Source organism: Streptomyces sp. WG7 (assembly GCF_049975785.1).
Lineage (GTDB): Bacteria > Actinomycetota > Actinomycetes > Streptomycetales > Streptomycetaceae > Streptomyces.
On the sequence record NZ_JBNGGE010000045.1, the window covers coordinates 23357 to 45075 of the forward strand.

Sequence of the window (21719 nt, forward strand, 5' to 3'; positions counted from 1 at the left end):
GTTGTTCCCCATCCGATGTGTCGGGTGCGGCGGCATTCGATTGAGCCCGCCGTTCTCGGGCCGGCGAGCGGCACGGCGCTTTTTCTGTCAACTTGCTGAATGGCGGCCGGACGCCCGGGCGTGCATGCGTGGCGAAACGGCCCGTCGCTGACATTTACCTGCCAGTGGACCGGTCCCGGCGAGACCATTTCGAAAACTTCTCTAGAATGTTCCGCGGAGTCAGAAGGCTGCCTTTTCGTGAAGGGGACTGAAATGCCTGGTGAGAGCGGATCGGAACTGGACCGGCTGTTGCCCGAATGGCATTTCCGGGAAGTGCACCGGATCTCGGTGCCCGGCACCACGGAGCAGGTGATGAGGGCCGTCCGGGCGGCGACCTGGTCGGAGGCGCCGCTGGCCCGTGTCCTCGTGGCGCTCACCCGGGCGGATGTGTCGGCCGAGCGCCGTATCGTCTCCGACTACCTGAGCGGCATGGGCGAGGTGATCCCGGCCGGCGACGACGAGTTCCTGTTCGCCGGGGTGCAGTCGCCGCACGACGTCCCCCGGCCCCCCGGCACCGTTTCCGAGATCGTGACCGGATGCCATGAGCCGGGAATCCTGAAGGTCGGGATGAACGTGCGCTTCGAGGGCGGGACGCTGAGTACGGAGACGAGGGTCCTCGCCACCGACGCCCGCACCCGTCGCTCGTTCGCGCCCTACTGGTGGCTGGTGCGGTTCGGCAGCGGGCTGACCCGGGCGTCCATGCTGCGGGCGATCCGCCGCAGGCTGGTGCGCGAGGTCGGTGCGGCCTGATCCGGCGGCGGTGTTCCGTCCGGTGCGCCCGGGCGGAACACCGCCATGTGCTCGGGCAGCCGCCGCCACACCGCGGGCGTGTAGAAGTGGCCGCCCTCGAGCCGGGTCGCCTCGAACGGACCGGTCGTCAGAGCGCCCCAGCCGGCCAGGTCCGCCTCGGTGAGATCGTCCTGGTCGCCGTGGAGCAGCTGCAGCGGCGCGGCCACGCGGTCGCCTTGGCGGAACCGGTAGGTGTCCGCCGCGACCAGGTCGGCGCGGAGGACCTCCACCGCCATCCGCAGCAGCTCCGGCTCGCCGCGCACCGCCTCGGAGAGCTGGCCCGCGGTGAGCATCCAGTCGAGGAGTTCCCGGTCCGTGTTGCGCGGGTGCGGCGGCACGTCGGTGTGCCGGGGCAGCAGGGCGGGCGCGTGCGCCGCCGACACCACCACCGCTTCCGGCTCCGCCAGCCCCGCGCGCCGGGCGCGTACCGCGAGGTCGAAGGCGACCCAGGCGCCCATGCTGTGGCCGCACAGCACCACCTCGCGTCCGGCGAGCGTGCGCAGCGCGGCCAGCGCCCCGTCGAGCAGCTGCTGCCAGTTTCGGGCGAACGGCTCGCCGTAGCGGGCCTCGCGGCCGGGATAGCAGTACAGCGCCAGTTCGGTGTTCTCGGGGAGGCTGTCCGCCCAGGGCCGGAAGGGCGCGGTGGCGCCCCCGCAGAAGCTCAGGCAGAACAGCACCCGGCCGGCCTGCGGCCTGGGGAGCGGGCGGATGAGGTGCCCGGCCATCCGGCCTCCTTTCCGAGGGCTCGTGTCGGCTCGCGACGGGCTCGCAGCAACGTAGCGGTTGCGGCCGGCCGGCGGCGCGGACGGCCAAGAAATCTTCGATGCCCGGAAGTGACGCTCGGTGGCCGGGGACCGGCGGAGCAGTGACGAGCGGCCCCGTCCGCGGCCCGGCCGGACCTGCGGGACCCCGTTCCGGGGCACGCCGGCCCGAACGGTGCGGGCAGGCCGAAAGACCCGCAACACGTTATTCAATTCTTCTCATTGAAAACTCTCGAACGCACGGTCGGGGCGATCTCCGAGAAGTCTTGTCCGAGTGAAACTCCGCTGCGTACAGTCGAGCCGAATTACGTGACCGTGCCAGGAAGGAAGACGCCCATGGCCAATCCGTTCGAGGATGACAATGCCGAGTACTACGTACTCGTGAACGACGAGGGTCAGCATTCCGTCTGGCCCGTGTTCGCGGAGATTCCGGCCGGCTGGGAAAAGGCGCACGGTGCCGCATCCCGCCAGGAATGCCTGGATTACGTCGACGAGCACTGGACCGACATGCGCCCGCGCAGCCTCGCGGCCGCCATGGACGCCGGGGCCTGAGGGACAGGCCTGCCGAACCCGTCACATCGCACACCGAACCGTCTAGGAGAAACAACGTCATGCCGATACTTGCCGAAGACCGCCGGTCCGCTGTCAAGGAAATCGTCTGCGACATCCTCGAGCTGGAGGAGGACGAGGTCACCGACACCAGCCTCTTCATCGACGACCACGGCGCCGACTCGCTGCGTGCCATCGAGATCCTGGCCTCCCTGGAGAAGGAGTTCGGCATCACCATCGACCAGTCCGAGCTGGCCCAGATGGTGAACCTCGAGGCGGTCTACACCATCGTCGCGGAGGCCCCCGCCCGCTGACCCGGGCACCGTCCCGCCGAACCGAAGGTTTAAGGGGAAAACATGTCCTCAGTACGCCCCGGCGGCGTAACCGGAAATCGCCGGGTGGTCCTCACCGGCTTCGGAGTGATCTCCAGCATTGGCATCGGGGCCGAGGAATTCACCGAGAGCCTACGGGCCGGCCGCAGCGGTGCCAGCCCGATCTCGCTGTTCGACGTCGAGGGCTTCGCCCACGTCAACGGCTGCGAGGTCAAGGGGTTCGACCCCGAACAGTGGATCTCCCGCACCCCGGTGCGGGAGTTGGGACGCGCCAGCCGCTTCGCCGTCGCGGCGGCGGTCATGGCGCTGCGTGACGCCGGTCTGGATCCCGCGGACCTCGCCGGCCGACGGGGACTGATCTCCGTCGGCACCACGGACGGCGAGTCCTACGAGCTGGACCGGCTGGTGGCCGCCGAACTCGCCGACGGTCCGGAGCACATGGACCCCCAGATCGTCCGGCGGGTTTCGGCGGCCCGGCTCTCCACGGCCATCGCGCACGAACTGGACCTCACCGACGTCGAGGCCCCCACCATCGCCACCGCCTGCTCCGCGGGCAACTACGCGATCGGCTACGGCTTCGACGCGGTGAGCTCCGGCGAGGCGGAATACGCGCTGTGCGGCGGCGCGGACGCCATGTGCCGCAAGACGTTCACCGGCTTCTACCGGCTCGGCACCATCGCCCCCGAGGTGTGCCAGCCCTTCGACGCGGACCGCAAGGGCATTCTCACCGGTGAGGGTGCCGGTCTGCTGGTGCTCGAAAGCCTGGAGTCGGCCCTGGCCCGCGGCGCACGCATCTACGCCGAGGTCCTGGGCTACGGCCTCAACTGCGACGCCTTCCACCAGGTCGCCCCGAACGGCGACAGCGTCGCCCAGTGCATGAGCCTCGCGCTGGCCAACGCCGGCGTGAAACCCGCGGAGGTGGACCTCGTCTCCGCGCACGGCACCGGCACCAAGGCCAACGACATCACCGAGGCCGCCGCCATCCGCTCGGTGTTCGGCGCCGACACCCCGCGCACCATCTCCCTGAAGTCGATGCTCGGCCACACCATGGGCGCCGCCAGCGCCCTCGGCGCCATCGCCTGCGGCCTCGCCATCACCCACCGCTTCATCCCGCCCACCATCAACCATCGCCGCACCGACCCCGAGTGCGAGATCGACTGCGTGCCCAACCACGCGGTCGACGCCGACCTGCGCGTGGTGCAGAACAACGGCCTCGCTTTCGGCGGCAACAACGCCATCGTCATCCTCGGCAGATACGACCGGGACGGTGACATCGGATGACGTACCCCATCACCGGTACGGGCGCGGTCGCCGCCATCGGCGCCGACCCCGGCGAGATCTTCGACAGCCTCTGCGCCGGCCGCAGCGGACTCGCACCGCTGAAGGCCTTCGACCGCTCCCGGTACCGCGCCCAGCAGCTGTTCGAGATCGACGACCGCCCCCACCCCGGCCTGGACGAGCCCGGCCGGGCCGGGCGCCTCCTCGCTGAGGCCGTCCGGCAGGCCGCCGCCGACGCCGGACTGCCCGAGGACCTCGGCGGCATACCCGTCCTCGTCGGCACCGGACTGCGCGAACTGCGCTCCCTGGAACTGTGGTGGCGCGATGGCACCGTCTTCGACGCCGACCGCCTGCACTTCGAGAACGTCCTGCGCGAGCGGTTCGGAGCCATCGACACCCACACCTTCGCGGGGGCCTGCTCCGCCTCCCTCTACGCGCTGGCCCTCGGCTGGGACCTGCTGGAACTCGGCGAGGCCGACACGGTCGTCGTGGCCGGCTGCGATGTCGTCACCGAAAGCATGTTCGGCCAGGCCGACCGGGTCCAGTTCGACCCGCCGCCCTCCGTGCGCCCCTTCGACAAGGACCGCCGGGGCACCATCCTCGGCGAGGGCGCCGCCGCCGTCGTCCTGACGCGCGAGGCGCGGCCCGGCCGGCCCGTGCGGGGCCTGCTGCACTCGGTCGCCGTCAACTGCGACGCGCACCACCAGACCGCACCCGACGAGACGGGCGTCGAGAGCGCCGTCCGCGAGGCGCAGCGACACGCCGGAGTCGCCCCGGCCGACATCGACCTGGTCGTCCTGCACGCCACCGGCACCCCGCTGAACGACCGTACCGAAGCCACCGTCACCGCCCAGGTGTTCGCCGGCACCCACCCGGCGCTCACGGGCATCAAGTCCCTCACCGGACACACCTCGGGCTCGGCCGGACTGCTCAGCCTGATCGTGGCGCTGCGCTGCCTGGAGGCCGGGGTCGTGCCGCCCATCGCGGGCCTGGCCGACCCGCTGCCCGAGGGCAGCACCCTGCGCCTCGTCGCCGGCGAGCCGCTCGTCACCCCGATGCGCCTCGCCCAGGTCAACAGCTTCGGCTTCGGCGGCGTCAACGCCGTCGCCATCGTGGGAGGTGCCGCATGACGCTCGCCGTCTCGGGCGTCGCGGTGGCCCTCCCCGGCGCGTCGGGCCCCGACGCCCTGCTGCGCCCCGCCGTCGCCGGTGCCGACCCCGTCGACCCCGCGGCCCTCATCGGCCGCAAGGGGCTGCGCTTCAAGGACCGCGCCACCCGGCTCGGGCTCCACCTGGCGTATGCCGCACTCACCGACGCCGGTCTCCTCGGGTCCGACGGCAGGGCCGTGACCGGCGACCGGATCGCCACCGTGGTCAGCTCCAACCTCGGCAACGCGGACACCGTGTGCCGGGCGGTGGAGACCATCGCCAAGGAAGCCACCGCGGCCCTGAGCCCGATGGACACCCCGAACGCCTCCAGCAACATCATCGCCTCGGAAACCGCCATCCGGTACGGGCTGCGCGGCCCGAACCTCACGGTGTGCAACGGCCGTACCTCCGGCCTCGACGCCGTACGCTGGGCCGCCCTCCTGCTGCGCTCCGAACGCGCCGACCACGTCCTGGTCACCGGCGTCGAACCGGACAACGAGGTCACCCGGCGGCTCGTCGGCCGGCCGGTCGCCGACGGCGGCGCGGCGCTCGTGCTGAGCCGCACCGCCACGGGTGAGCCGCGCGCCCTGCTCGGCCCGGTGGTGCGCACCGCACAGCCCCTCGCCACCGTCGCCGAGCTGACCCGGCGCACCCCGCGCGGCGGGCTGTGGCTCAGCACCGACACCGGCCCCGTGCCGTCCGGCACCCTGCGCGTCGCCCTCACCGGCTGGGGCGAACTGTCCGGCGCCCTCGGCGTGGTGCAGTGCGCCGCCGCCGTCGGCTGGTTCGCCGAGGGAGGCACCCGGCCGGCGTACGCCCTGACCGGCGCCGCCGGAGCGGCCCTGCTTCCGCCGGGAGGCGCGGCATGACGAGGGTGGTACTGCTGCACGGACTCGCCAACAACGAGGGCATCTGGGACCCGCTCGCCGGCCACTGGCGCGACGGCGTCGACGTACACGCCCCGCGGCTGCCCTGGCACAGCGGCGGCATCGACGACTGGCGTCACGAGACCGACTCCGCGGCCCGGCTGGCCGAGGTGCTCGACGCGGTCCCGGGCGGCGCCGACGTGGTGGTCGCCCACTCGTTCAGCTCGGTGGTACTGCTCGACCTGCTCAGCGGCCGCGCCGCCGCGGACGACCCGCTGAAGCTGCCCGGCGTCGTCCTCGTCAACCCCTTCTACCGGTCCGACGCCGACGACTTCCACTGGGACATGATCGCGCCGACCCTGGACGACTTCCCGCGGACCATGGCCGAGTCGATCCGGCTGCGCACCCCCGGCCACCGCATCGAGGCCGAACGGCTGGCCGACATGGCCCGGCGCATGACGGAGTGGATCGGCCCCTACGGCTGGCTGCGGTTCTTCGACGCCTATCTGCGCACCCCGCTGTTCCGCGTGGACCTCGTCGAAACGCCGGCTCTGGTGATCGGCGGGGAGACCGACCGGTCCGCGCCCGTCGCCCAGGCACACCACCTCGCCGCCCGGCTGCCCGCCGGAGAGTGCCGGGAACTGCCCGGCTGCGGCCACTTCCCGATGCTCGAGGCGCCCACCCGGTTCACCGGCGCCGTGCACGCCTTCCTCGACCGGATCCCGGACCGCGTCCGGCCCCTGGCGGACGCCTGAGAAGTCCCGCACCACCCGGCCGACCCGAAACACCCCGACACGAAGGAGTCCGTGATGGACCCGACGCCCCACCCCTCGGTGACGGCGCTGCTGCAGACCTCGACCACGGCGCGGCTGCGTCCCCTGTTCGAAGGCAACAACATCAGTTTCGCCATCGGCTTCAAGCACATCAACTACGTGGCCGAAGCGGCGGTTCTGCATCACTTCAGGGAAGCCGGGCTGCCCGTCGTGGACCTGTACCGGCGCCACGGACTGGGCTTCGACGTGGTCGACATCCGCTCCCGGCTCGGCGCGCTGCTCGCCGTCGACGACGACGTGGAGGCCGTCGTCACACCGAAGACCAAGGACGGCGAGAACCGGTTCCGCTTCCGGGTCGAGCAGTTCGTCGAGCGTGACGGCAAGCGGGTGCGGTGCGCGGACTCGACCCTCGTCGTGGCGCTGCGCGCCGACGGCCACATCCGCGCCGAGGAACCCTGGCCGGCCGGTCTCGAACGCTTCACGACCGCCCGCCTGGGCACGGGCGAACGGCTGGACCTGGCGGCCGCACCCGTGCCGTACGGCGAGTTCACGGCCGGACGCGGCACCAGTGCCGACCCGGTGCTCACCGAACTCATCGGCGAGACCAACGCGTTCGGCTGGCGCTGGCGGGTCGGATACTTCTACTGCCACTACAACGAGCGCGTCCAGATGTCCGGCTTCCTGCGCATCATGGAGGAGGTCGAGGACCTGTTCCTCGCCGACCGGGGACTGGCCATCAAAGAGGTCCTCGACACCCGCGGGTGGATCCCCGTCGTCACCCAGTCCCGCGTCGAACTCCTCGACGAGACCGTGATGGAGGAGGAGCTCTACACCGTCTACACCGTCGAGGACATCTTCAAGACGTTGCTCTACACCACCCGCATGGACTGCTACGTGGTGCGCGACGGGCAGCTGGTGAAGACCGCCACCGGAACCATCACGCACGGCTACCTCCACGAGACCGAGCCCAACCAGTGGGAGATGGCGGAGTTCGACGAAGCCACCGTCACCGCCCTCACCACGCCCCGCAAGGCGGTGTCGTGAACGCCGTCGTGACCGGGCCGCCGGTCATCACCGGCTGGTCGGCGGTCTCCCCGCACGGCATCGGTGCCGAGGCCTTCGCCGAGGGCGTGCGCGCCCAGCGGCCGACCCTGGCCCCCGTGGACACCGAACGCTGGAACGTCCCCCTCAGCCGGGCCCACCTGGTCCCCGGCTTCGAGGTCCGTGAGGTGCTCGGCAAGAAGGGCACCCGCTCCATGGACCGGGTCACCGGCCTCGCCGTCGCCGCCGTCGGCTCCCTGCTCGACCGGCCCGGAGCACAGCGCGAGACGGAGACCGGTGAGCGGGCCGCGCTCGTCCTGGCGACCACCACCGGCAGCGCCGCCAGCATGATGGACTTCACGCGCAGCTCCCTGGTCGGCGCCCGGCCCTACGACGTGGACCCGGCCGTGATGCCCAACGCGGTGATGAACTGCGCGGCCGGCCAGTGCGCCATCTGGTACGGCATCAAGGGCCCCAACACCACGCTGGCCGGCGGCCGGGCGGCGGGCCTGCTCTCCCTCAACTACGCGATCCGGCTGCTGTCCACGGGCCGCGCGGACACGGTGCTGTGCGCCGCCGCCGAGGAGTACTCGCACGCCCGGTACTGGCTGGAGCGGCACAGCCGCGGCCCCGAGGCACCCGGCGCCGCCCTCGGCGAGGGCTCGGCCGTCATGCTGATCCGCCCCGCCTCCGCGGCCACGCCCGAGCGCCCCGCGCTCGCCGAGATACTGGCGGTGCGGTCCCGCGTCGCCACAGGCAGCCGGGTGCGCGCCACGCTCGAGGCCTGCGTCCGGTCCGCCCTCGACGCGGCGGGCGTCACCGCCGGCCAGGTGTGGGCGGCGAGCCCCAGCGACGCGCCGGGCCTGCTCGGCCACCTGGAGCGGGACGTCCTCACCGAGGTCTGCGGGGCATCCGCCGTGGACCGGGTGCCGGCCGTCGGCCGGATCGGCGACGTGTCCGCGGCGTCGGCCCAGTTCCAGATCGCCACCCTGCTCGCCACCGCCGCCGACGACACGACGGCCGCGGGCGGCATCGCCCTGGTCACGTCCGCCGACCGGGACGGCTCCCTGGCCTGCGCGGTCCTCAGGCTGGCGGGTCCCCGATGAGCGGCGCGAGAGGCGGTCACGGCGCCGGACCCGCCGCCACCGCCCTCCACGACGCGCCCGGTGCCTCCGCGCCCGCCGCCGCCACGAGCGGTGCCACCGCGGTCAGTCCCGTCGCCGCCCGGATCGTCGTGGAGTCCCGCACCGGCGAGGGGCTGGCGGCCCGCGCCACGGCCGAACTGCGCGAGACGGAACCGGTGTTCGCCGGGCACTATCCCGGATTCCCGATCTTCCCCGGCGTCTGCGTCCTGGAGTGCGTCCGCCGCGCTGCCCTCGACGCGGATCCGGCGTCCGCTCCCGGCACGCTCGCCGCCGTCGAGTCGGCCCGGTTCTCCGGCGCCGTCTACCCGGGCGACACCCTCCGACTGGCCCTGACCTGGCAGCACACCGGCACCGCGTGGCGCTGCAAGGCCACCGCCACCACCTCCCGAGGCCCCGCCGCCCGAGTCCGCCTGCGCTTCGAGCCCGCCGGAGGTGCCCGATGACCGCCGCCGGCCCGGCCTCGTCCGTCGCCGGGTTGCTGCCGCACCGCTACCCGATGCTGCTCGTCGACCGCGTCGTCGACGTGGTCCCGGGCGAACGGATACGCGCCGTGAAGGCGATCACCGTCAACGAGCCCTGGTACGCCGGCACGGCCCCGGACGCGGACCTCGCCTACCCGCCGAGCCTGCTCGTCGAGTCCTGGGGGCAGACGGCGGGCCTGCTCACCGTCGTCGGCGGCGGCGCGCCGCCGGACCAGATCATGCTCTTCGGCTCGGTGGCCGACGCCGTGTTCCACCACCCCGTCCTGCCCGGCGACGTCGTCGAGCACCGGGTGGCCGTCACCCGTACCTTCACCGACTCCGTCGTCTTCGAGGGCAGCAGCCACTGCGGCGACCGCACCGTGATGACCGTGGGGCAGATGGTGATGGCCTTCCGCCCCGCCGGCCTGCTCCGGCCCCCGGGGCCCGACGCCCCCACCCACCCGTCCGCCGCAACCGGAAATGAGGCCGAACGATGACCGAGACCAGGCCCGTGGCCCTGATCAGCGGAGGGTCCCGGGGTATCGGCCGGGCCGCCGTGCTCAAGCTCGCGGCGGACGGCTACGACATCAGCTTCTGCTACCGCACCAGCCAGGACGCCGCCGAGATCCTGGCCAAGGAGGCGGAGGCACTCGGTGCCCGCGTGCTCCACCGCGGCGTCGACGTCTCCGACGCAGCCGCGGTGCGCGCCTGGGTCAGCGCCACGGAACGGGAACTGGGCCCCGTCGAGACCGCCGTCACCTCCGCCGGCATCACCCGCGACAAGGGCCTGGTGATGATGTCCGACGAGGACTGGCGCTCGGTGCTGAGCACCAACCTCGACGGTGTCTTCCACATCTGCCGCGCCGTCACCTTCGGGATGATGAAGCGCCGCCGGGGCTCGCTCGTGAACATCTCCTCCGTGGCCGGCGTGTACGGCAACGCCACCCAGACCAACTACGCCGCCTCCAAGGCCGGGATCATCGGCCTCTCCAAGTCCCTCGCCAAGGAGGTCGGCCGCTACGGCATCCGCGTCAACGTGGTGGCCCCGGGATTCGTCGAGACCGACATGGTCGCCGCCGTGCCCGAACGGCTGCGCACCGAGGCACTCGCCTCCGTCGCCCTGGGCCGGATGGGCACCGCCGAGGAGGTCGCCGACCTCGTCGCCTTCCTCGCCGGACCGCGCGCCGCCTACATCACCGGTTCCGTCTTCCAGATCGACGGGGGGATAGCCCTGTGAGCACCGTACACGGCAGGAAGAAGCAGCCCAGGTGGTACTTCTCCCTGCGCAGCCCGTACTCCTGGTTCGCCTACCGCGACCTGTGCGAGAAGTACCCGGACGTCCTCGACAGCATCGAGTGGATCCCGTACTGGGAGCCCGACGAGGAGTCCACCCGGCTGCTCGCCGACGCCGGCGTGACCCTGCCGGTGATGCCCATGCACCGCACCAAGAACTTCTACATCCTCCGTGACGCCCGCCGCTGGGCCCACGCCCGCGGCTGGCAGGTGACGTGGCCCGTGGACCGCGCCCCGCACTGGGAGGTCTCCCACCTCGCCTACCTGGCCGCCGAGGAGCAGGGCCTGGGCCGGCAGTTCGTCGACCGGGCCTACCGGGCCCGCTGGAACGAGGGCCGGGACCTCGCGGACCGCGCCACCATCGCCGCCATCGCCCGCGAGCTGGGCCTCGACCCGTCGGTCGCCGACTCGGTCGACGACCCCGAGCTGCGCATCAAGGGCGCCGAGTGCCTGATCGCGGCCTACCACGACGACGCCTTCGGCGTGCCGTTCTTCGTCCACGGCCGCGAGCCGTTCTGGGGCGCCGAGCGGGTGGGCGCGTTCGTCGCCGCGGTCCGCGGCGAGGCCTGGGACGGCGTCAGCGACGCCCCCTTCGACGCGATCCCGTCGCCGGCCGCGCCGGACGGCAGCCGCCCGGTCTGACAGGAGACACCGATGACGACCACGCCGACCCCCCAGCGGACCGTGCCCCGCTGGGTCGCGCCAGCCCCGGCCGGTGAACCCGGCCGCCCCGGCTGGGCCGAACTGCGCCACCCCGTGCCGCACCGGCTCGCCGCCCGGACCCGGCTGCTCTCCCGCCGTACCGGCACCGGCTGGGAGGCCGCCGCCCTCGCCGCCCACACGGCCGTGCTGACCGCGATCAGCGGCGAGCGGACCGTCCTCGCCGGCTATCTGCCCCCGGCGCCGCACCCCGCATCCCCGGCCACCGCCGCACCGCGACCCGTGCCCGTCGTTCTCACCCTGGAGGGACACACCTGGCGCGAGCTGCTCACCGCCTCCGCGCGGGCTGCCGCCGAGCCGGCCGAGGGCGCCTTCGAGACCGTCCTGGACCTCGGCAGTGCCACCGGTGCGCCCGCCGCGCCGTCCGGGCACACGGCCCTGCGCGTCGCCCCGCGTCTCGACGCGGACGGTCCCGCTCTGCTGATCGGGTACCGCACCGACGTCCTCGACGCGGCCGCCGCCGAGCGGATCGCGGGCTACCACGTCACGGCCCTGGAGCAGTTGACGGACGGCCCGGACACCCCCGCCCACGCCCGGGGGCTGCTGTCCGAGGCCGAGTACCACCACCAGGTCCACGAACTGTCCGGCCCGAACCGCCCGTTGCCGGACCGCCGGTTCCACGAGCTGTTCGAGGAGCAGGTCCGCCTGCGGCCCACGGACGTCGCCGCCGTGCACGCCGGCCGCAGCTGGACCTACGAGGAGCTCAACACCCGCGCCAACCGCGTCGCCCACGCCCTGCTCGCTCGCGACCTCGGCACCGAGCCCGTGGTCGCCGTCATCACCGAGCGCACCCTGGACTGGCTGGCCTGCGTCATCGGCGTCTTCAAGGCCGGCGCCGCCTACCTGCCCGTCGAGCCGCACGCCCCCGCCGACCGGATGGCACGCACCCTGGCCCGCAGCGGCTGCCGCCTGGTGCTGACCGAGGACAGCGCGCTCGGCCAGGTGCGGCAGGCCGCCCCCGAGGGCGTCGAACCGCTCACGGCCGCCGACGCGTACGCGGAGGAACGCCCCACCGGCGACCCGGGAGTGCCCGTCGCCGCCGGGCAGCTCGCCTACCTCTACTTCACCTCGGGTTCCACCGGCGAACCCAAGGGCGCGATGTGCGAGCACGCCGGCTTCGTCAACCACCTGTTCGCGAAGATCGACGACCAGCGCATCACCCAGGGCCAGGTCGTGGCCCAGACCGCCCCCCAGTCCTTCGACATCTCCCTGTGGCAGCTGGTCGCCGCCCTCGTCGTCGGTGGCCGCACCCTGATCGTCGAACAGGAGGCGATCCTCGACGTCGACCGCTACCTCGACACCGTCGAGCACGGCGAGGTCGCGATCCTCCAGGTCGTCCCGTCCTACCTGGAGGTCGTGCTCAGCCGCCTGGAGGAGAGCCCCCGCGACCTGCCCGCGCTGCGCTGCGTCTCGGTCACCGGCGAGGCCCTGAAGAAGGAACTGGTCGTCCGCTGGTTCGCGCGTTTCCCGCACATCGCGCTGATGAACGCCTACGGCCTGACCGAGACGTCCGACGACACCAACCACGAGGTCATGACCGCCGTCCCGGCGTGGGACTCCGTGCCCCTCGGCCGCGCCGTCAACAACGTCTCCGTGTACGTCGTCGACGAGAACCTGCGCCCGGTGCCGCTCGGCGCCCCCGGCGAGATCGTGTTCTCCGGCGTCTGCGTGGGACGCGGCTACATCAACGACCCCGAACGGACCGCACAGTCCTTCACCGAGGACCCGCACCGCCCAGGCCACCGCCTGTACCGCTCCGGCGACTTCGGACGACGGCTGCCCGGAGGCACCCTCGAATTCCTCGGCCGCCGCGACGCCCAGGTCAAGATCCGCGGGTTCCGCATCGAGATCGGTGAGATCGAGAACCAGCTGCTGCGCGTCGACGGCGTCCGCGACGGTGCCGTCGTGGTCGTCGAGTCACCCGACCGGGGACGCCGTCTCGTGGCCTTCCAGTGCGGCTTGGACGCGACGTCCGACGCCCTGCGCGACCGGCTGCGCGAGACACTGCCGGCGTACATGGTGCCGAGCCGGGTGGAACGGCTCGACGCGCTGCCGCTCACCCCCAACGGCAAGACCGACAAGCGCGCCCTGCGCGCCCTCGCCGCGGAACTCGCCGAACAGGAGGGCACGGCGGAGCGCGAGGAACCCCGCACCGCCACCGAGCGCCGGCTCGCCGCCGCCTGGGCCGAGGTCCTCAGACTGCCGGTGGAGCGCATCGGCCGCGCGGACGGCTTCTTCGACCTGGGCGGCACCTCACTCTCCGCGGTACGTCTCGTCGTACGGACGGAGCGCGCCTTCACCCTGCGCGACGTGACCCGGTACCCGACCCTCGCCGCGCTGGCCGCCTTCGTCGACGACCCGACCTCCGCCGCCCCCGCCCCCGGGCCGGCGGACCCGGCGGCCGGTCCCGCGGCCGAGGCCGGTCCGGCCGCCGTGACCACCGCACCCGGCACCGACGGCGGTGCCGCGCCGTTCGACGTGGTCCGCACCGAGGGCCGGCCCGCGGTGTTCGTCCTGGACGGGCCGCCGCCCGCCGACCCCGCCGCCTGGGCCGCCGAACACGCCGGCCGGCTGCGTGCCACGGTCGCCGAGCACGGCGCCGTGCTCGTGCGCGGCCTCGGACTCGCCGACGCCGGGACCGTCGGCCGGGTCGGCCGGGCCCTGTTGCACGAGGTGATGACCGAACGCGAGGGCTTCGCCCCGCGCCGGCGGCTCGCCGACGGCGTCTACTCGTCCACGGAGTGGCCGGCCGACCAGCCCATGTGCATGCACCACGAGCTGTGCTACGCCCGTGAGGTGCCCGGCACCCTCCTCTTCGCCTGCCTCACCGCGCCCGAGTCCGGCGGCGCCACCGGGGTCAGCGACTCGGCCGAGGTGCTCGAGGCGCTCCCGGCCGGCCTCGTCCGCCGCTTCGAGCGCGAGGGCTGGCTCGTCGAACGCAACTACACGGGCACCGTCGGCGTCGGTCTCGCCGAGGCCTTCGGCAGCGACCACCGTGCCGACGTCGAGGCGTACTGCGCCGCCCGGGGCATCGAGTACCGCTGGGAGCCGGGCGGCGACCTCCGCACCCGGCAGCGGGCCGCCGCGGTGCTCACCCACCCGGTGACGGGCCGGCCCGGCTGGTTCAACCAGATCGCCTTCCTCAACGAGTGGACCCTGGACCCCGTCGTCCGCGAATACCTCACCTTCGAGTTCGGGCCCGACGGACTGCCCTTCAACAGCCGCTACGGGAGCGGCGAACGCCTCGACGAGGACACGGTGCTCACCATCAACGGCGTGTACGAGAAGCACACGCTCCGCGAGCCGTGGCGCGACGGTGACCTGCTCGTCGTCGACAACCTCCGCATGGCGCACAGCCGGGAGCCCTACGAGGGCGAGCGGCACATCGCCGTCGTCCTCGGCGACCCGGTCGCCCTCCCCGCGTCCTCCTGACCGCACGCCGGCCGGGCGCGCCCGCCGCGCCCGGCCGCCCACCCACCACTCACGGATGGAGCAACCATGTCCCGCCAGCCGCTCGTGCCCCCCTTCGCCGTGATCACCGGCGCGCAGGTGGCCGAGGTGCTCACCGGCAGCGAGAAGCACGTCGTGAACCTGGTCGAGGACGTCTACCGGCTGCACGGCCGGGGCGACTCGGTGAACCCGCCCTCCTACTTCCTGCGCTTCCCCGACCGGCCCAGCGCGCGCATCATCGCGCTGCCCGCGTCCGTCGGCGGCGACCGGCCCACCGACGGACTGAAGTGGATCTCCAGCTTCCCCGAGAACGTCGCGGCCGGCATCCCGCGGGCCTCCGCGGTGCTCATCCTCAACGACCCCGCCACCGGATACCCGATCGCCTGTCTGGAGAGCTCCATCATCAGTGCCTCCAGGACCGCCGCCTCGGCCGCCCTCGCCGCCGACCGGCTCAGCCGCGGCGAGCGCCCGCGACGCATCGGCTTCATCGGCGGCGGACTCATCGGCCGCTACGTCCACCACTACCTCGAGGCCACCGGCTGGACGTTCGACGAACTCGGCGTCCACGACCTGTCGGACAGCCACGCCGAGTCCTTCGCCGGCTACCTCACCGGCCGCTCCGGCGACGCACCCGTGGTCGTGCACCGCACCGCCGAGGAACTCGTCCGGTCCAGCGACCTGATCGTCCTGGCCACCGTCGCGCCCCGTCCGCACATCCATGACCCGGCCTGGTTCGCGCACAACCCGCTCGTCCTCAACGTGTCCCTGCGCGACCTCGCCCCCGAAGTCCTGCTGGCCTCCGCCAATATCCTCGACGACGTCGAGCACTGCCTGAAGGCCGACACCTCTCCCCACCTGGCCGAACAGCTCACCGGTGGAAGGGACTTCATCGACGGCACGCTGTACGACGTCCTGGAGGGCCGCGTCGGGCTCCCCGCCGACCGGCCCGTCGTCTTCTCGCCGTTCGGCCTCGGCGTGCTCGACCTCGCCGTCGGCCGCCACGTCCTCGACACACTGCGTGACACCGGCCGCCTGCCGGTCGTCGAGGGCTTCTTCCACGAGCTCGACCGCTACGGCCGCCAGGGCGACCCGGCGCCGAACGGAATCCGGTGATGAAGTGACCGTCATAACCGCCCCGTACGAGATGAACGTCGACGACGTCTTCGTCGACCTCCGGTCCGTCTTCGACGTACCCCTCTACCTGAAGTACGAGGGGATCAACCTCGCCGGCTCGGTCAAGCTGAAGGCCGCCCTGGAGATGGTGCTCGCCGCGGAGCGGGACGGCACCCTTACCCCGGGCGCGGTGCTCGTGGAGTCGTCCTCCGGCAACCTCGGTGTCGCCCTCAGCATGATCGCCGCCCACCGCGGCTACGGCTTCGTCTGCGTCACCGACTCGCGCTGCAACCCCGCCACCCGGCGGCTGATGGAGTCCTTCGGGGCCCGTGTCCTCGTCATCTCCCGCGCCGACAAGGAACGCGGGCTGCTCGGCGCCCGCATCGACTACGTGCAGCGCCTGGTCGACTTCGACCCCAACTACGTGTGGCTCAACCAGTACGTCAACCCTCACAACTGGCTGGCCCACTACCGCACCACCGGCCCGTCCGTCGCCGCCCAGTTCCCGGACCTGGACGTGCTGTTCGTCGGCGCGGGAACCACCGGCACGCTCATGGGCTGCGCCCGCTACTTCCGCGAACGGGGCGGCGGTGTGCGGATCGTCGCCGTCGACAGCGTCGGCTCGGTCACCTTCGGCGGGCCGGCGTCCACCCGCCACATCCCGGGCCTCGGCGCGGGCGTCCGTCCGCAACTGCTCGACGAGGGGCTGCTCGACGAGGTCGTGATGGTGCCCGAGCGGGACACCCTGCAGAGCTGCCACGCCATGGCCCGCCAGGGCTTCCTGTTCGGCGGCTCCACCGGGACCGTCGTCAGCGGCGCACTGCGCTGGCTGGCCGGCCGGCCGCGCGGCGAGCGGCTCACCGCGGTGGCCCTCTCCCCGGACCAGGGAGACCGCTACCTCGACACGGTGTACGACCCCGCATGGGTGGAACGGCACTTCGGCGCGCCGCAGACCTGGGACGCGGGGGAGCCGGAGAAGGAGCTGGAACTGGTCCCCGGCGCCGGCTGAGTCCCCCACGCGCCCCGCAGGAGGGCGCCCCGAGACACCTGTGAGACAAGGAACCCGCGACATGGACAAGGCAGTCGTACTGATCGCCGAGGAACTCTCACCCGCCACCGTCGACGCCCTCGGCCCGGAATTCGAGGTCCGGTACTGCGCGGGCGCCGACCGGGCCTCGCTGCTCGCGGCGCTGCCCGGCGCCGACGCGGTGCTCGTGCGCAGCGCCACCCGGATGGACGCCGAGGCGATCGCGGCGGGCACCCGGCTGAAGGTGATCGGCCGGGCCGGGGTGGGCCTGGACAACGTGGACGTGCCCGCGGCGTCCCGCGCCGGCGTGATGGTGGTGAACGCCCCCACCTCCAACGTGACCAGCGCCGCCGAGCTGACCGCCGGTCTCCTGCTCGCCGTGGCCCGCAACATCCCGCAGGCCGACGCCGCGCTCAAGGGCGGGCAGTGGCAGCGCGGCCGGTTCACCGGCGTCGAACTGTCCGGCCGGACACTCGGCATCCTCGGACTCGGGCGCATCGGCTCCCTGGTGGCCCGCCGCATGGCCGCGTTCGGCATGCGGCTGCTCGCCCACGACCCGTACGTTCCGGCCGGGCACGCCGAACGGCTGGGTGCGCGCGTCGTCGGGCTCGACGAGCTCCTCGAGTCCTCCGACTTCCTCACGGTCCATCTGCCGAGGACACCGGAGACCACCGGCATCCTCGGCTTCGACGCCCTGCAGCGCGTCAAGCCGGGCATCCGCATCGTCAACGCCGCCCGCGGCCAAATCGTCGACGAGGCGGAGCTGTACGCGGCGCTGAAGGAGGGCCGGGTCGCCGCCGCGGGCATCGACGTGTTCGCCACCGAACCGTGCACCGACTCCCCGTTGTTCGAGCTGGACAACGTGGTCGTCACCCCCCATCTCGGGGCCGGCACGGCCGAGGCGCAGGAACGGGCGGGCGTGGCCGTCGCGCGTTCCGTGCGGGAGGCGTTGGCCGGCCGCTTCGTGCCGGAGGCCTGCAATGTGCGGCTGGGCGAGGTCGACGCGGAACTCGACCCGTGGCTGGCACTCGCCGAGCGGCTGGGCGGCCTGTTCACCGCGACCGCCGGGGCGCTGCCCGGCCGGCTGCGCGTCACCGTCTGCGGGGAGATCGCCCGGCACGAACTCGCGGCCCTGGAACTCGCCACGGTCAAGGGCCTCCTGGCACCCGTGGTGGAGGGCGGGGTCACCTACGTCAACGCGCCGCTGCTCGCCCAGGAGCGAGGGCTGGACACCGAGCTGGTCACCGGGCCCGAGAACGCCGCGCACCGCAGCCTGGTGCGGGTCGAGGGCACGCTGCCCGGCGGGGAACACGTCTCGGTCTCCGGCGCCCTGACCGGGCACCGCGGTGGCGAGCGCCTGGTGGAGCTGCTCGGACACGAGGTCGACGTACCGTTCGGCGACGGCCTCGCCTTCTTCCTCGCCCCCGACGAGAGCGGGCTGATCACCCGTGTCGGCGAGGCGCTCGCCCGGGCCGGAGCGGCGGTCGAGTCCCTGCGGCTGGCCCGTACCGGCGGGGACGGCGGCACGGCCCTGGTCGTGGCGGCCCTCGCCGCCCCCCTCGGTCCGGCGGCGCTCGACGACGCCGCCGTCCGGCTGGGTGCCGTGCGCGGCTGGGGTCTGGAGCGGCGACGATGACGGCGTACGACTGGCTGATCGAGCAACTGGTCGGCGCCCGGGCCCGGTTCCGGCTGATCGACCACCCCCCGGAGGGGCACACCGAGCGGGCCAGCGAGCTGCGCAGGCACCCGCTGGCCCAGGCCGCCAAGTGCCTCGTCGTGCGCGTCGCGACGGGACGCCGCTCCCGGCGGTACGTGCTGGCGGTCGTGCCCGGCGACCGGCGGGTGGACCTCGACGGGCTGTGCGGGATGTACGGCGGCTCGGAGGCGGCCTTCGCGGCCAGGGACGTGGCCGAGCGGCTGGCGGGCAGCGTCAGCGGCTCGGTGGTGCCGTTCGCCCGCCATCCCGAGCTGGATCTGGTGGTCGACCCGGAACTGCTCGTGCACGACGAGATATTCTTCAACGCGGCGCGCCTGGACCGCTCGGTCGCCCTGGACACCGGCGACTACGTGGCCCTCGCCCGCCCCCGGGTGGAGTTCATCACCCAGCACTCCGCCACCCGGCCGGAGTCCGCCGGAAGGACGACAGCATGAGTCTCGGCCCCCGTACCACGGCAGCGCGGACCGCTGTCGCCGGCGCACAGTGGTTCCGCCGTTACCCGGCCACGCCCGCCCCGCGGCGCCGCCTGGTCGTCCTGCCGCACGCGGGTGGCTCGGCGAGCTTCTTCCACGCCTGGGGGACCGCCTTCGACTCCGCCACGGAGGTGGTGGTGGCCCGCTACCCGGGCCGTCACGACCGGCTCGCCGATCCGTGCGTGGACAGCATGGCGGAGCTCACCGAGCAGGTGACGGAGGCGTTGCTGCCGCTGCTCGACGTGCCGGTGACCCTGTTCGGGCACAGCATGGGCGCGTCCCTCGCCTACGAGACGACCCTGCGGCTGGCCGAGCGGCACGGTGTGTCGCCCGCCGCACTCCACGTGTCGAGCCGCAAGCCGCCGCACCGGCTCACGCCGCGGCGCCTGCACGAGCAGGGCGACGACGCGCTGATCGCGGAGGTCCGCCGGCTCGGCGGCACGGACGAGGCGCTGCTGTCCGATCCCGACCTGCGCGACATCGTGCTGCCCGCGATCCGCGCCGACTTCACGATCGTCGGCACCTACGGGCCGCGCCCCGCGGATCCGGTCGACTGCCCCGTCTACGCGTACCTCGGGGACCGGGACCCGTCGATCGGCGTCCAGGACATGTCGGGCTGGGCGGACATCGCCCCTTCGCGCTTCCGGCTGGACGTGCTGAGCGGCGGCCACTTCTATCTGCAGGACCACCGCGAGTCCGTCACCCGCCTCGTCGACGCCCGCATGGCCGGCCGCGCCGGCTGAGCGGCCCCCTCCGGACACCCGGCGCCGCCCGTGCCCGACGGGCGGCGCCGGGCGCTGTCACGACCGCATCCGGTCCCTTCATCCGGTCCCTTCATCCGGTCGCTTCCAGTGCGGACACCGACCGGCGGCGGGCACGTCCCGCGCATCCTGGCCGCCCGACCGCACAGCCCGACAGCGAGGTCCAGGCGGGAACCCACGCCCGGCTGCCCTCGACCTCGGCCGGTGACACGGGCTTGCGCGTGCCATGGTCGCGCGCGGTGCCGGACGGTCAGCCGGGCATGTGGAGGAGACCCACGGCGTGCGGTGCCGTGGAGTTCTACTCCGGGTCGGGGGCCGGCCTCCGGTCGGGGTCCCCGTGAGCGGTGCGCTCGGGTTCCCCGTGCGTGGTGCGCTCGGGTTCCCCGTGCGCGGTGCGCAGGGGCGTCTCCCGCATCAGCAGGACGGCGGTCAGCGCGAGCAGCGCGAAGGGTACGGAGGTGGCGAACACGTCGCCGAAAGCCTGCCCGTACACCGCCTGGACGCTCTCCACGGCGGAGGGCGGTAGGGAGCCCAGGTCCGGCAGGCCGCCGTCGAGCCCGGTTCCGGCCGCGGTGTGTGCGCGGGACAGGGCGTCCACGCGGGCGGTCAGCAGGGAGCCGAGTGCGGCGAGCCCGAGTACACCGCCGAGGCTGCGGGACAGGACCACCAAAGTGGTGGTGGCGCCCAGGTCGTCCGGCGGCGCCGCGTTCTGGGCGATCAGCACGAGGTTCTGCGAGACGATGCCGATGCCCGCGCCTCCCGCGAACAGGGCGGCGCCCACCAGCGGCAGCGGGGTGTCCGCCGCCACGGTGCCCATGAGCGAGAAGCCGAGGACGAGCAGCAGGCCTCCGACGGCCAGGACGCGTTTCCAGCGGCCTCGCGTGGCGATCAGACGCCCGGCGACGCCGGAGGCCACCAGCAGACCCGCGATCATCGGCAGGGTCAGCAGGCCCGACAGGGCCGGCGACTGCGCCCGGGCGATCTGGAAGTACTGGCTCAGCAGCGCGGGAGCGGCGAACAGCGCCGGCCCGACCGCGAAACCGGCGAGCGCCGAAAGGGCGACGGTGCGGTCGCGCAACAGGCGCAGCGGCACCAGCGGATCGGCGGCCCGCGACTCGCGACGGACGAACAGCACGGCCAGGACGAGCACGGCGCAGGCCGCTCCCGCGGACGGCCAGGACACCCACGGGACACCGTCACCGGCCCGGGTGACGGCGAGGAGGAGCGTGCCGACCGCCGCGGTGAGCAGGGCCGCGCCCCAGAGGTCGGGGCGGCGCCCGCCCGTCGCCCGCCCGGAACCGGCCCCGGGCGCCGGCGCGGGCAGCAGCAGGGTCCGGTGGAGGGCGAGTCCGGCGCCGGCCGCGAGGAGCACGCCCAGATGGAAGCAGCCGCGCCAGCCCACCCCGGGGGTCTCGGCGAGGAGGCCGCCGAGCGGGGGACCGGCGACCGTTCCGGCCGTGATGACCAGCGTGACGCGGCCGTTGTACCGGCCACGCTCTCGTGGCGGGACCAGCGTGGCCATGATGACCTGGGCCAGCGCGTTCACCCCGCCGGCTCCCAGCCCCTGCACGGCCCGGCCCGCGATGAGCTGCCCGACATCACCGGCCAGCGCGCACCACGCCGACCCGAGGGCGAACAGGCCGAGCGAGCACTGGATCAGCGTCTTGCGGTCCGCGAGGTCGGCGAGCTTTCCCCAGAGCGGCAGACTCAGCGTGGAGGAGACCATCGTGGCCGCGACGACCCAGGTGAAGGCGGCCTGACCGCCGCCCAGGTCGGCGACGACGCGGGGCAGCGCGGTGACGACCACGGTGCTGGACAGCAGTCCGGCGAAGAGGCCGAGCAGCAGGGCGCGGAACGCGCGGCGGGTTCCGGCAGGGCTCGTCTCAGGGGTGCCGGGCTGCGCCATCGGAGTCCTCGGGGTCGGTGCCGCACAGCGCGGCGGGAGGGGTCGGGAAGGATCAGGAAGCGGTGGGGGAGGGATCG

The 21719-nt window shown here is 73.3% G+C and carries 21 protein-coding genes; 19 read left to right on the forward strand and 2 right to left on the reverse strand.

The window, feature by feature from the left end; translation table 11 throughout:
- The first annotated feature begins 252 nt into the window (after positions 1–252).
- Entirely contained in the window at positions 253–789 is a 537-nt protein-coding gene (locus tag ACP4J0_RS31135) for a hypothetical protein (protein WP_426602060.1), read from the forward strand.
- On the opposite strand, the gene ACP4J0_RS31140 is transcribed toward ACP4J0_RS31135, so the two are convergent.
- Entirely contained in the window at positions 693–1553 is an 861-nt protein-coding gene (locus tag ACP4J0_RS31140) for a thioesterase II family protein (RefSeq protein WP_426602061.1), read from the reverse strand. The two genes, ACP4J0_RS31135 and ACP4J0_RS31140, sit on opposite strands and share 97 nt — an antisense overlap.
- A gap of 372 nt (positions 1554–1925) precedes the next feature.
- Here ACP4J0_RS31140 and ACP4J0_RS31145 point away from each other — a divergent pair, with 372 nt between their 5' ends.
- The 18 genes from ACP4J0_RS31145 to ACP4J0_RS31230 all read left to right on the forward strand — a co-directional run bounded on the left by ACP4J0_RS31145 (position 1926) and on the right by ACP4J0_RS31230 (position 19718).
- Positions 1926–2141 (forward strand): MbtH family protein, encoded by a 216-nt coding sequence (locus ACP4J0_RS31145; RefSeq protein ID WP_426602062.1) that lies wholly within the window; start codon positions 1926–1928, stop codon positions 2139–2141.
- Positions 2142–2200: 59 nt separating this feature from the next.
- Complete coding sequence (locus ACP4J0_RS31150) at positions 2201–2452, forward strand: acyl carrier protein (RefSeq protein WP_426517866.1); 252 nt, start codon at positions 2201–2203, stop codon at positions 2450–2452.
- 42 nt (positions 2453–2494) lie between these two features.
- On the forward strand, positions 2495–3751 hold the full coding sequence (locus tag ACP4J0_RS31155; RefSeq protein ID WP_426602063.1) for a beta-ketoacyl-[acyl-carrier-protein] synthase family protein: 1257 nt from the start codon (positions 2495–2497) through the stop codon (positions 3749–3751).
- Entirely contained in the window at positions 3748–4878 is a 1131-nt protein-coding gene (locus tag ACP4J0_RS31160; protein ID WP_426602064.1) for a beta-ketoacyl-[acyl-carrier-protein] synthase family protein, read from the forward strand. Before ACP4J0_RS31155 ends, ACP4J0_RS31160 begins: the two co-directional genes overlap by 4 nt.
- The gene (locus tag ACP4J0_RS31165) at positions 4875–5765 is read left to right on the forward strand and encodes a beta-ketoacyl synthase N-terminal-like domain-containing protein (RefSeq protein WP_426602065.1); all 891 of its coding nucleotides are present in this window, start codon (positions 4875–4877) and stop codon (positions 5763–5765) included. Before ACP4J0_RS31160 ends, ACP4J0_RS31165 begins: the two co-directional genes overlap by 4 nt.
- Positions 5762–6517, forward strand: a complete 756-nt coding sequence (locus ACP4J0_RS31170; RefSeq protein ID WP_426602066.1) for an alpha/beta fold hydrolase — start codon at positions 5762–5764, stop codon at positions 6515–6517. The genes ACP4J0_RS31165 and ACP4J0_RS31170 overlap by 4 nt, the downstream gene beginning before the upstream one ends.
- A gap of 54 nt (positions 6518–6571) precedes the next feature.
- Positions 6572–7579: a hypothetical protein gene (locus ACP4J0_RS31175; RefSeq protein ID WP_426602067.1), complete on the forward strand. Its 1008-nt coding sequence runs from the start codon at positions 6572–6574 to the stop codon at positions 7577–7579.
- Entirely contained in the window at positions 7576–8682 is a 1107-nt protein-coding gene (locus ACP4J0_RS31180) for a beta-ketoacyl synthase N-terminal-like domain-containing protein (protein WP_426602068.1), read from the forward strand. Before ACP4J0_RS31175 ends, ACP4J0_RS31180 begins: the two co-directional genes overlap by 4 nt.
- Positions 8679–9164, forward strand: a complete 486-nt coding sequence (locus ACP4J0_RS31185; protein WP_426602069.1) for a 3-hydroxyacyl-ACP dehydratase FabZ family protein — start codon at positions 8679–8681, stop codon at positions 9162–9164. Before ACP4J0_RS31180 ends, ACP4J0_RS31185 begins: the two co-directional genes overlap by 4 nt.
- Positions 9161–9679, forward strand: coding sequence for a 3-hydroxyacyl-ACP dehydratase FabZ family protein (locus tag ACP4J0_RS31190; RefSeq protein ID WP_426602070.1), 519 nt, complete (start codon positions 9161–9163; stop codon positions 9677–9679). Before ACP4J0_RS31185 ends, ACP4J0_RS31190 begins: the two co-directional genes overlap by 4 nt.
- Positions 9676–10419 carry a 3-oxoacyl-ACP reductase FabG gene (gene fabG / locus ACP4J0_RS31195; RefSeq protein WP_426602071.1) on the forward strand — a complete coding sequence of 248 codons (744 nt, stop codon included), beginning with the start codon at positions 9676–9678 and terminating at the stop codon, positions 10417–10419. Before ACP4J0_RS31190 ends, fabG begins: the two co-directional genes overlap by 4 nt.
- Positions 10416–11117 carry a 2-hydroxychromene-2-carboxylate isomerase gene (locus ACP4J0_RS31200; protein WP_426602072.1) on the forward strand — a complete coding sequence of 234 codons (702 nt, stop codon included), beginning with the start codon at positions 10416–10418 and terminating at the stop codon, positions 11115–11117. The genes fabG and ACP4J0_RS31200 overlap by 4 nt, the downstream gene beginning before the upstream one ends.
- A 12-nt stretch (positions 11118–11129) precedes the next feature.
- On the forward strand, positions 11130–14627 hold the full coding sequence (locus ACP4J0_RS31205; protein WP_426602073.1) for a non-ribosomal peptide synthetase: 3498 nt from the start codon (positions 11130–11132) through the stop codon (positions 14625–14627).
- A gap of 66 nt (positions 14628–14693) precedes the next feature.
- Entirely contained in the window at positions 14694–15758 is a 1065-nt protein-coding gene (gene sbnB, locus ACP4J0_RS31210) for a 2,3-diaminopropionate biosynthesis protein SbnB (protein ID WP_426602074.1), read from the forward strand.
- Positions 15759–15762: 4 nt separating this feature from the next.
- Complete coding sequence (sbnA, locus tag ACP4J0_RS31215; RefSeq protein WP_426517840.1) at positions 15763–16767, forward strand: 2,3-diaminopropionate biosynthesis protein SbnA; 1005 nt, start codon at positions 15763–15765, stop codon at positions 16765–16767.
- 61 nt (positions 16768–16828) lie between these two features.
- The gene (gene serA, locus ACP4J0_RS31220; protein ID WP_426602075.1) at positions 16829–18421 is read left to right on the forward strand and encodes a phosphoglycerate dehydrogenase; all 1593 of its coding nucleotides are present in this window, start codon (positions 16829–16831) and stop codon (positions 18419–18421) included.
- Positions 18418–18936 (forward strand): YbaK/EbsC family protein, encoded by a 519-nt coding sequence (locus ACP4J0_RS31225; protein ID WP_426602076.1) that lies wholly within the window; start codon positions 18418–18420, stop codon positions 18934–18936. The genes serA and ACP4J0_RS31225 overlap by 4 nt, the downstream gene beginning before the upstream one ends.
- The gene (locus ACP4J0_RS31230; RefSeq protein ID WP_426602077.1) at positions 18933–19718 is read left to right on the forward strand and encodes a thioesterase II family protein; all 786 of its coding nucleotides are present in this window, start codon (positions 18933–18935) and stop codon (positions 19716–19718) included. The genes ACP4J0_RS31225 and ACP4J0_RS31230 overlap by 4 nt, the downstream gene beginning before the upstream one ends.
- A gap of 316 nt (positions 19719–20034) precedes the next feature.
- Here ACP4J0_RS31230 and ACP4J0_RS31235 read toward each other — a convergent pair whose 3' ends face one another.
- Entirely contained in the window at positions 20035–21642 is a 1608-nt protein-coding gene (locus ACP4J0_RS31235) for an MFS transporter (RefSeq protein WP_426602078.1), read from the reverse strand.
- Positions 21643–21719 lie beyond the last annotated feature (77 nt).

Bases quoted from the DNA above. Each gene is read 5' to 3' on its own strand.
- ACP4J0_RS31135 (WP_426602060.1), top strand. From the start codon at position 253: ATGCCTGGTGAGAGCGGATCGGAACTGGACCGGCTGTTGCCCGAATGG.
- ACP4J0_RS31140 (WP_426602061.1), bottom strand. From the start codon at position 1,553: ATGGCCGGGCACCTCATCCGCCCGCTCCCCAGGCCGCAGGCCGGCCGG.
- ACP4J0_RS31145 (WP_426602062.1), top strand. From the start codon at position 1,926: ATGGCCAATCCGTTCGAGGATGACAATGCCGAGTACTACGTACTCGTG.
- ACP4J0_RS31150 (WP_426517866.1), top strand. From the start codon at position 2,201: ATGCCGATACTTGCCGAAGACCGCCGGTCCGCTGTCAAGGAAATCGTC.
- ACP4J0_RS31155 (WP_426602063.1), top strand. From the start codon at position 2,495: ATGTCCTCAGTACGCCCCGGCGGCGTAACCGGAAATCGCCGGGTGGTC.
- ACP4J0_RS31160 (WP_426602064.1), top strand. From the start codon at position 3,748: ATGACGTACCCCATCACCGGTACGGGCGCGGTCGCCGCCATCGGCGCC.
- ACP4J0_RS31165 (WP_426602065.1), top strand. From the start codon at position 4,875: ATGACGCTCGCCGTCTCGGGCGTCGCGGTGGCCCTCCCCGGCGCGTCG.
- ACP4J0_RS31170 (WP_426602066.1), top strand. From the start codon at position 5,762: ATGACGAGGGTGGTACTGCTGCACGGACTCGCCAACAACGAGGGCATC.
- ACP4J0_RS31175 (WP_426602067.1), top strand. From the start codon at position 6,572: ATGGACCCGACGCCCCACCCCTCGGTGACGGCGCTGCTGCAGACCTCG.
- ACP4J0_RS31185 (WP_426602069.1), top strand. From the start codon at position 8,679: ATGAGCGGCGCGAGAGGCGGTCACGGCGCCGGACCCGCCGCCACCGCC.
- ACP4J0_RS31190 (WP_426602070.1), top strand. From the start codon at position 9,161: ATGACCGCCGCCGGCCCGGCCTCGTCCGTCGCCGGGTTGCTGCCGCAC.
- fabG (WP_426602071.1), top strand. From the start codon at position 9,676: ATGACCGAGACCAGGCCCGTGGCCCTGATCAGCGGAGGGTCCCGGGGT.
- ACP4J0_RS31205 (WP_426602073.1), top strand. From the start codon at position 11,130: ATGACGACCACGCCGACCCCCCAGCGGACCGTGCCCCGCTGGGTCGCG.
- sbnB (WP_426602074.1), top strand. From the start codon at position 14,694: ATGTCCCGCCAGCCGCTCGTGCCCCCCTTCGCCGTGATCACCGGCGCG.
- serA (WP_426602075.1), top strand. From the start codon at position 16,829: ATGGACAAGGCAGTCGTACTGATCGCCGAGGAACTCTCACCCGCCACC.
- ACP4J0_RS31225 (WP_426602076.1), top strand. From the start codon at position 18,418: ATGACGGCGTACGACTGGCTGATCGAGCAACTGGTCGGCGCCCGGGCC.
- ACP4J0_RS31230 (WP_426602077.1), top strand. From the start codon at position 18,933: ATGAGTCTCGGCCCCCGTACCACGGCAGCGCGGACCGCTGTCGCCGGC.
- ACP4J0_RS31235 (WP_426602078.1), bottom strand. From the start codon at position 21,642: ATGGCGCAGCCCGGCACCCCTGAGACGAGCCCTGCCGGAACCCGCCGC.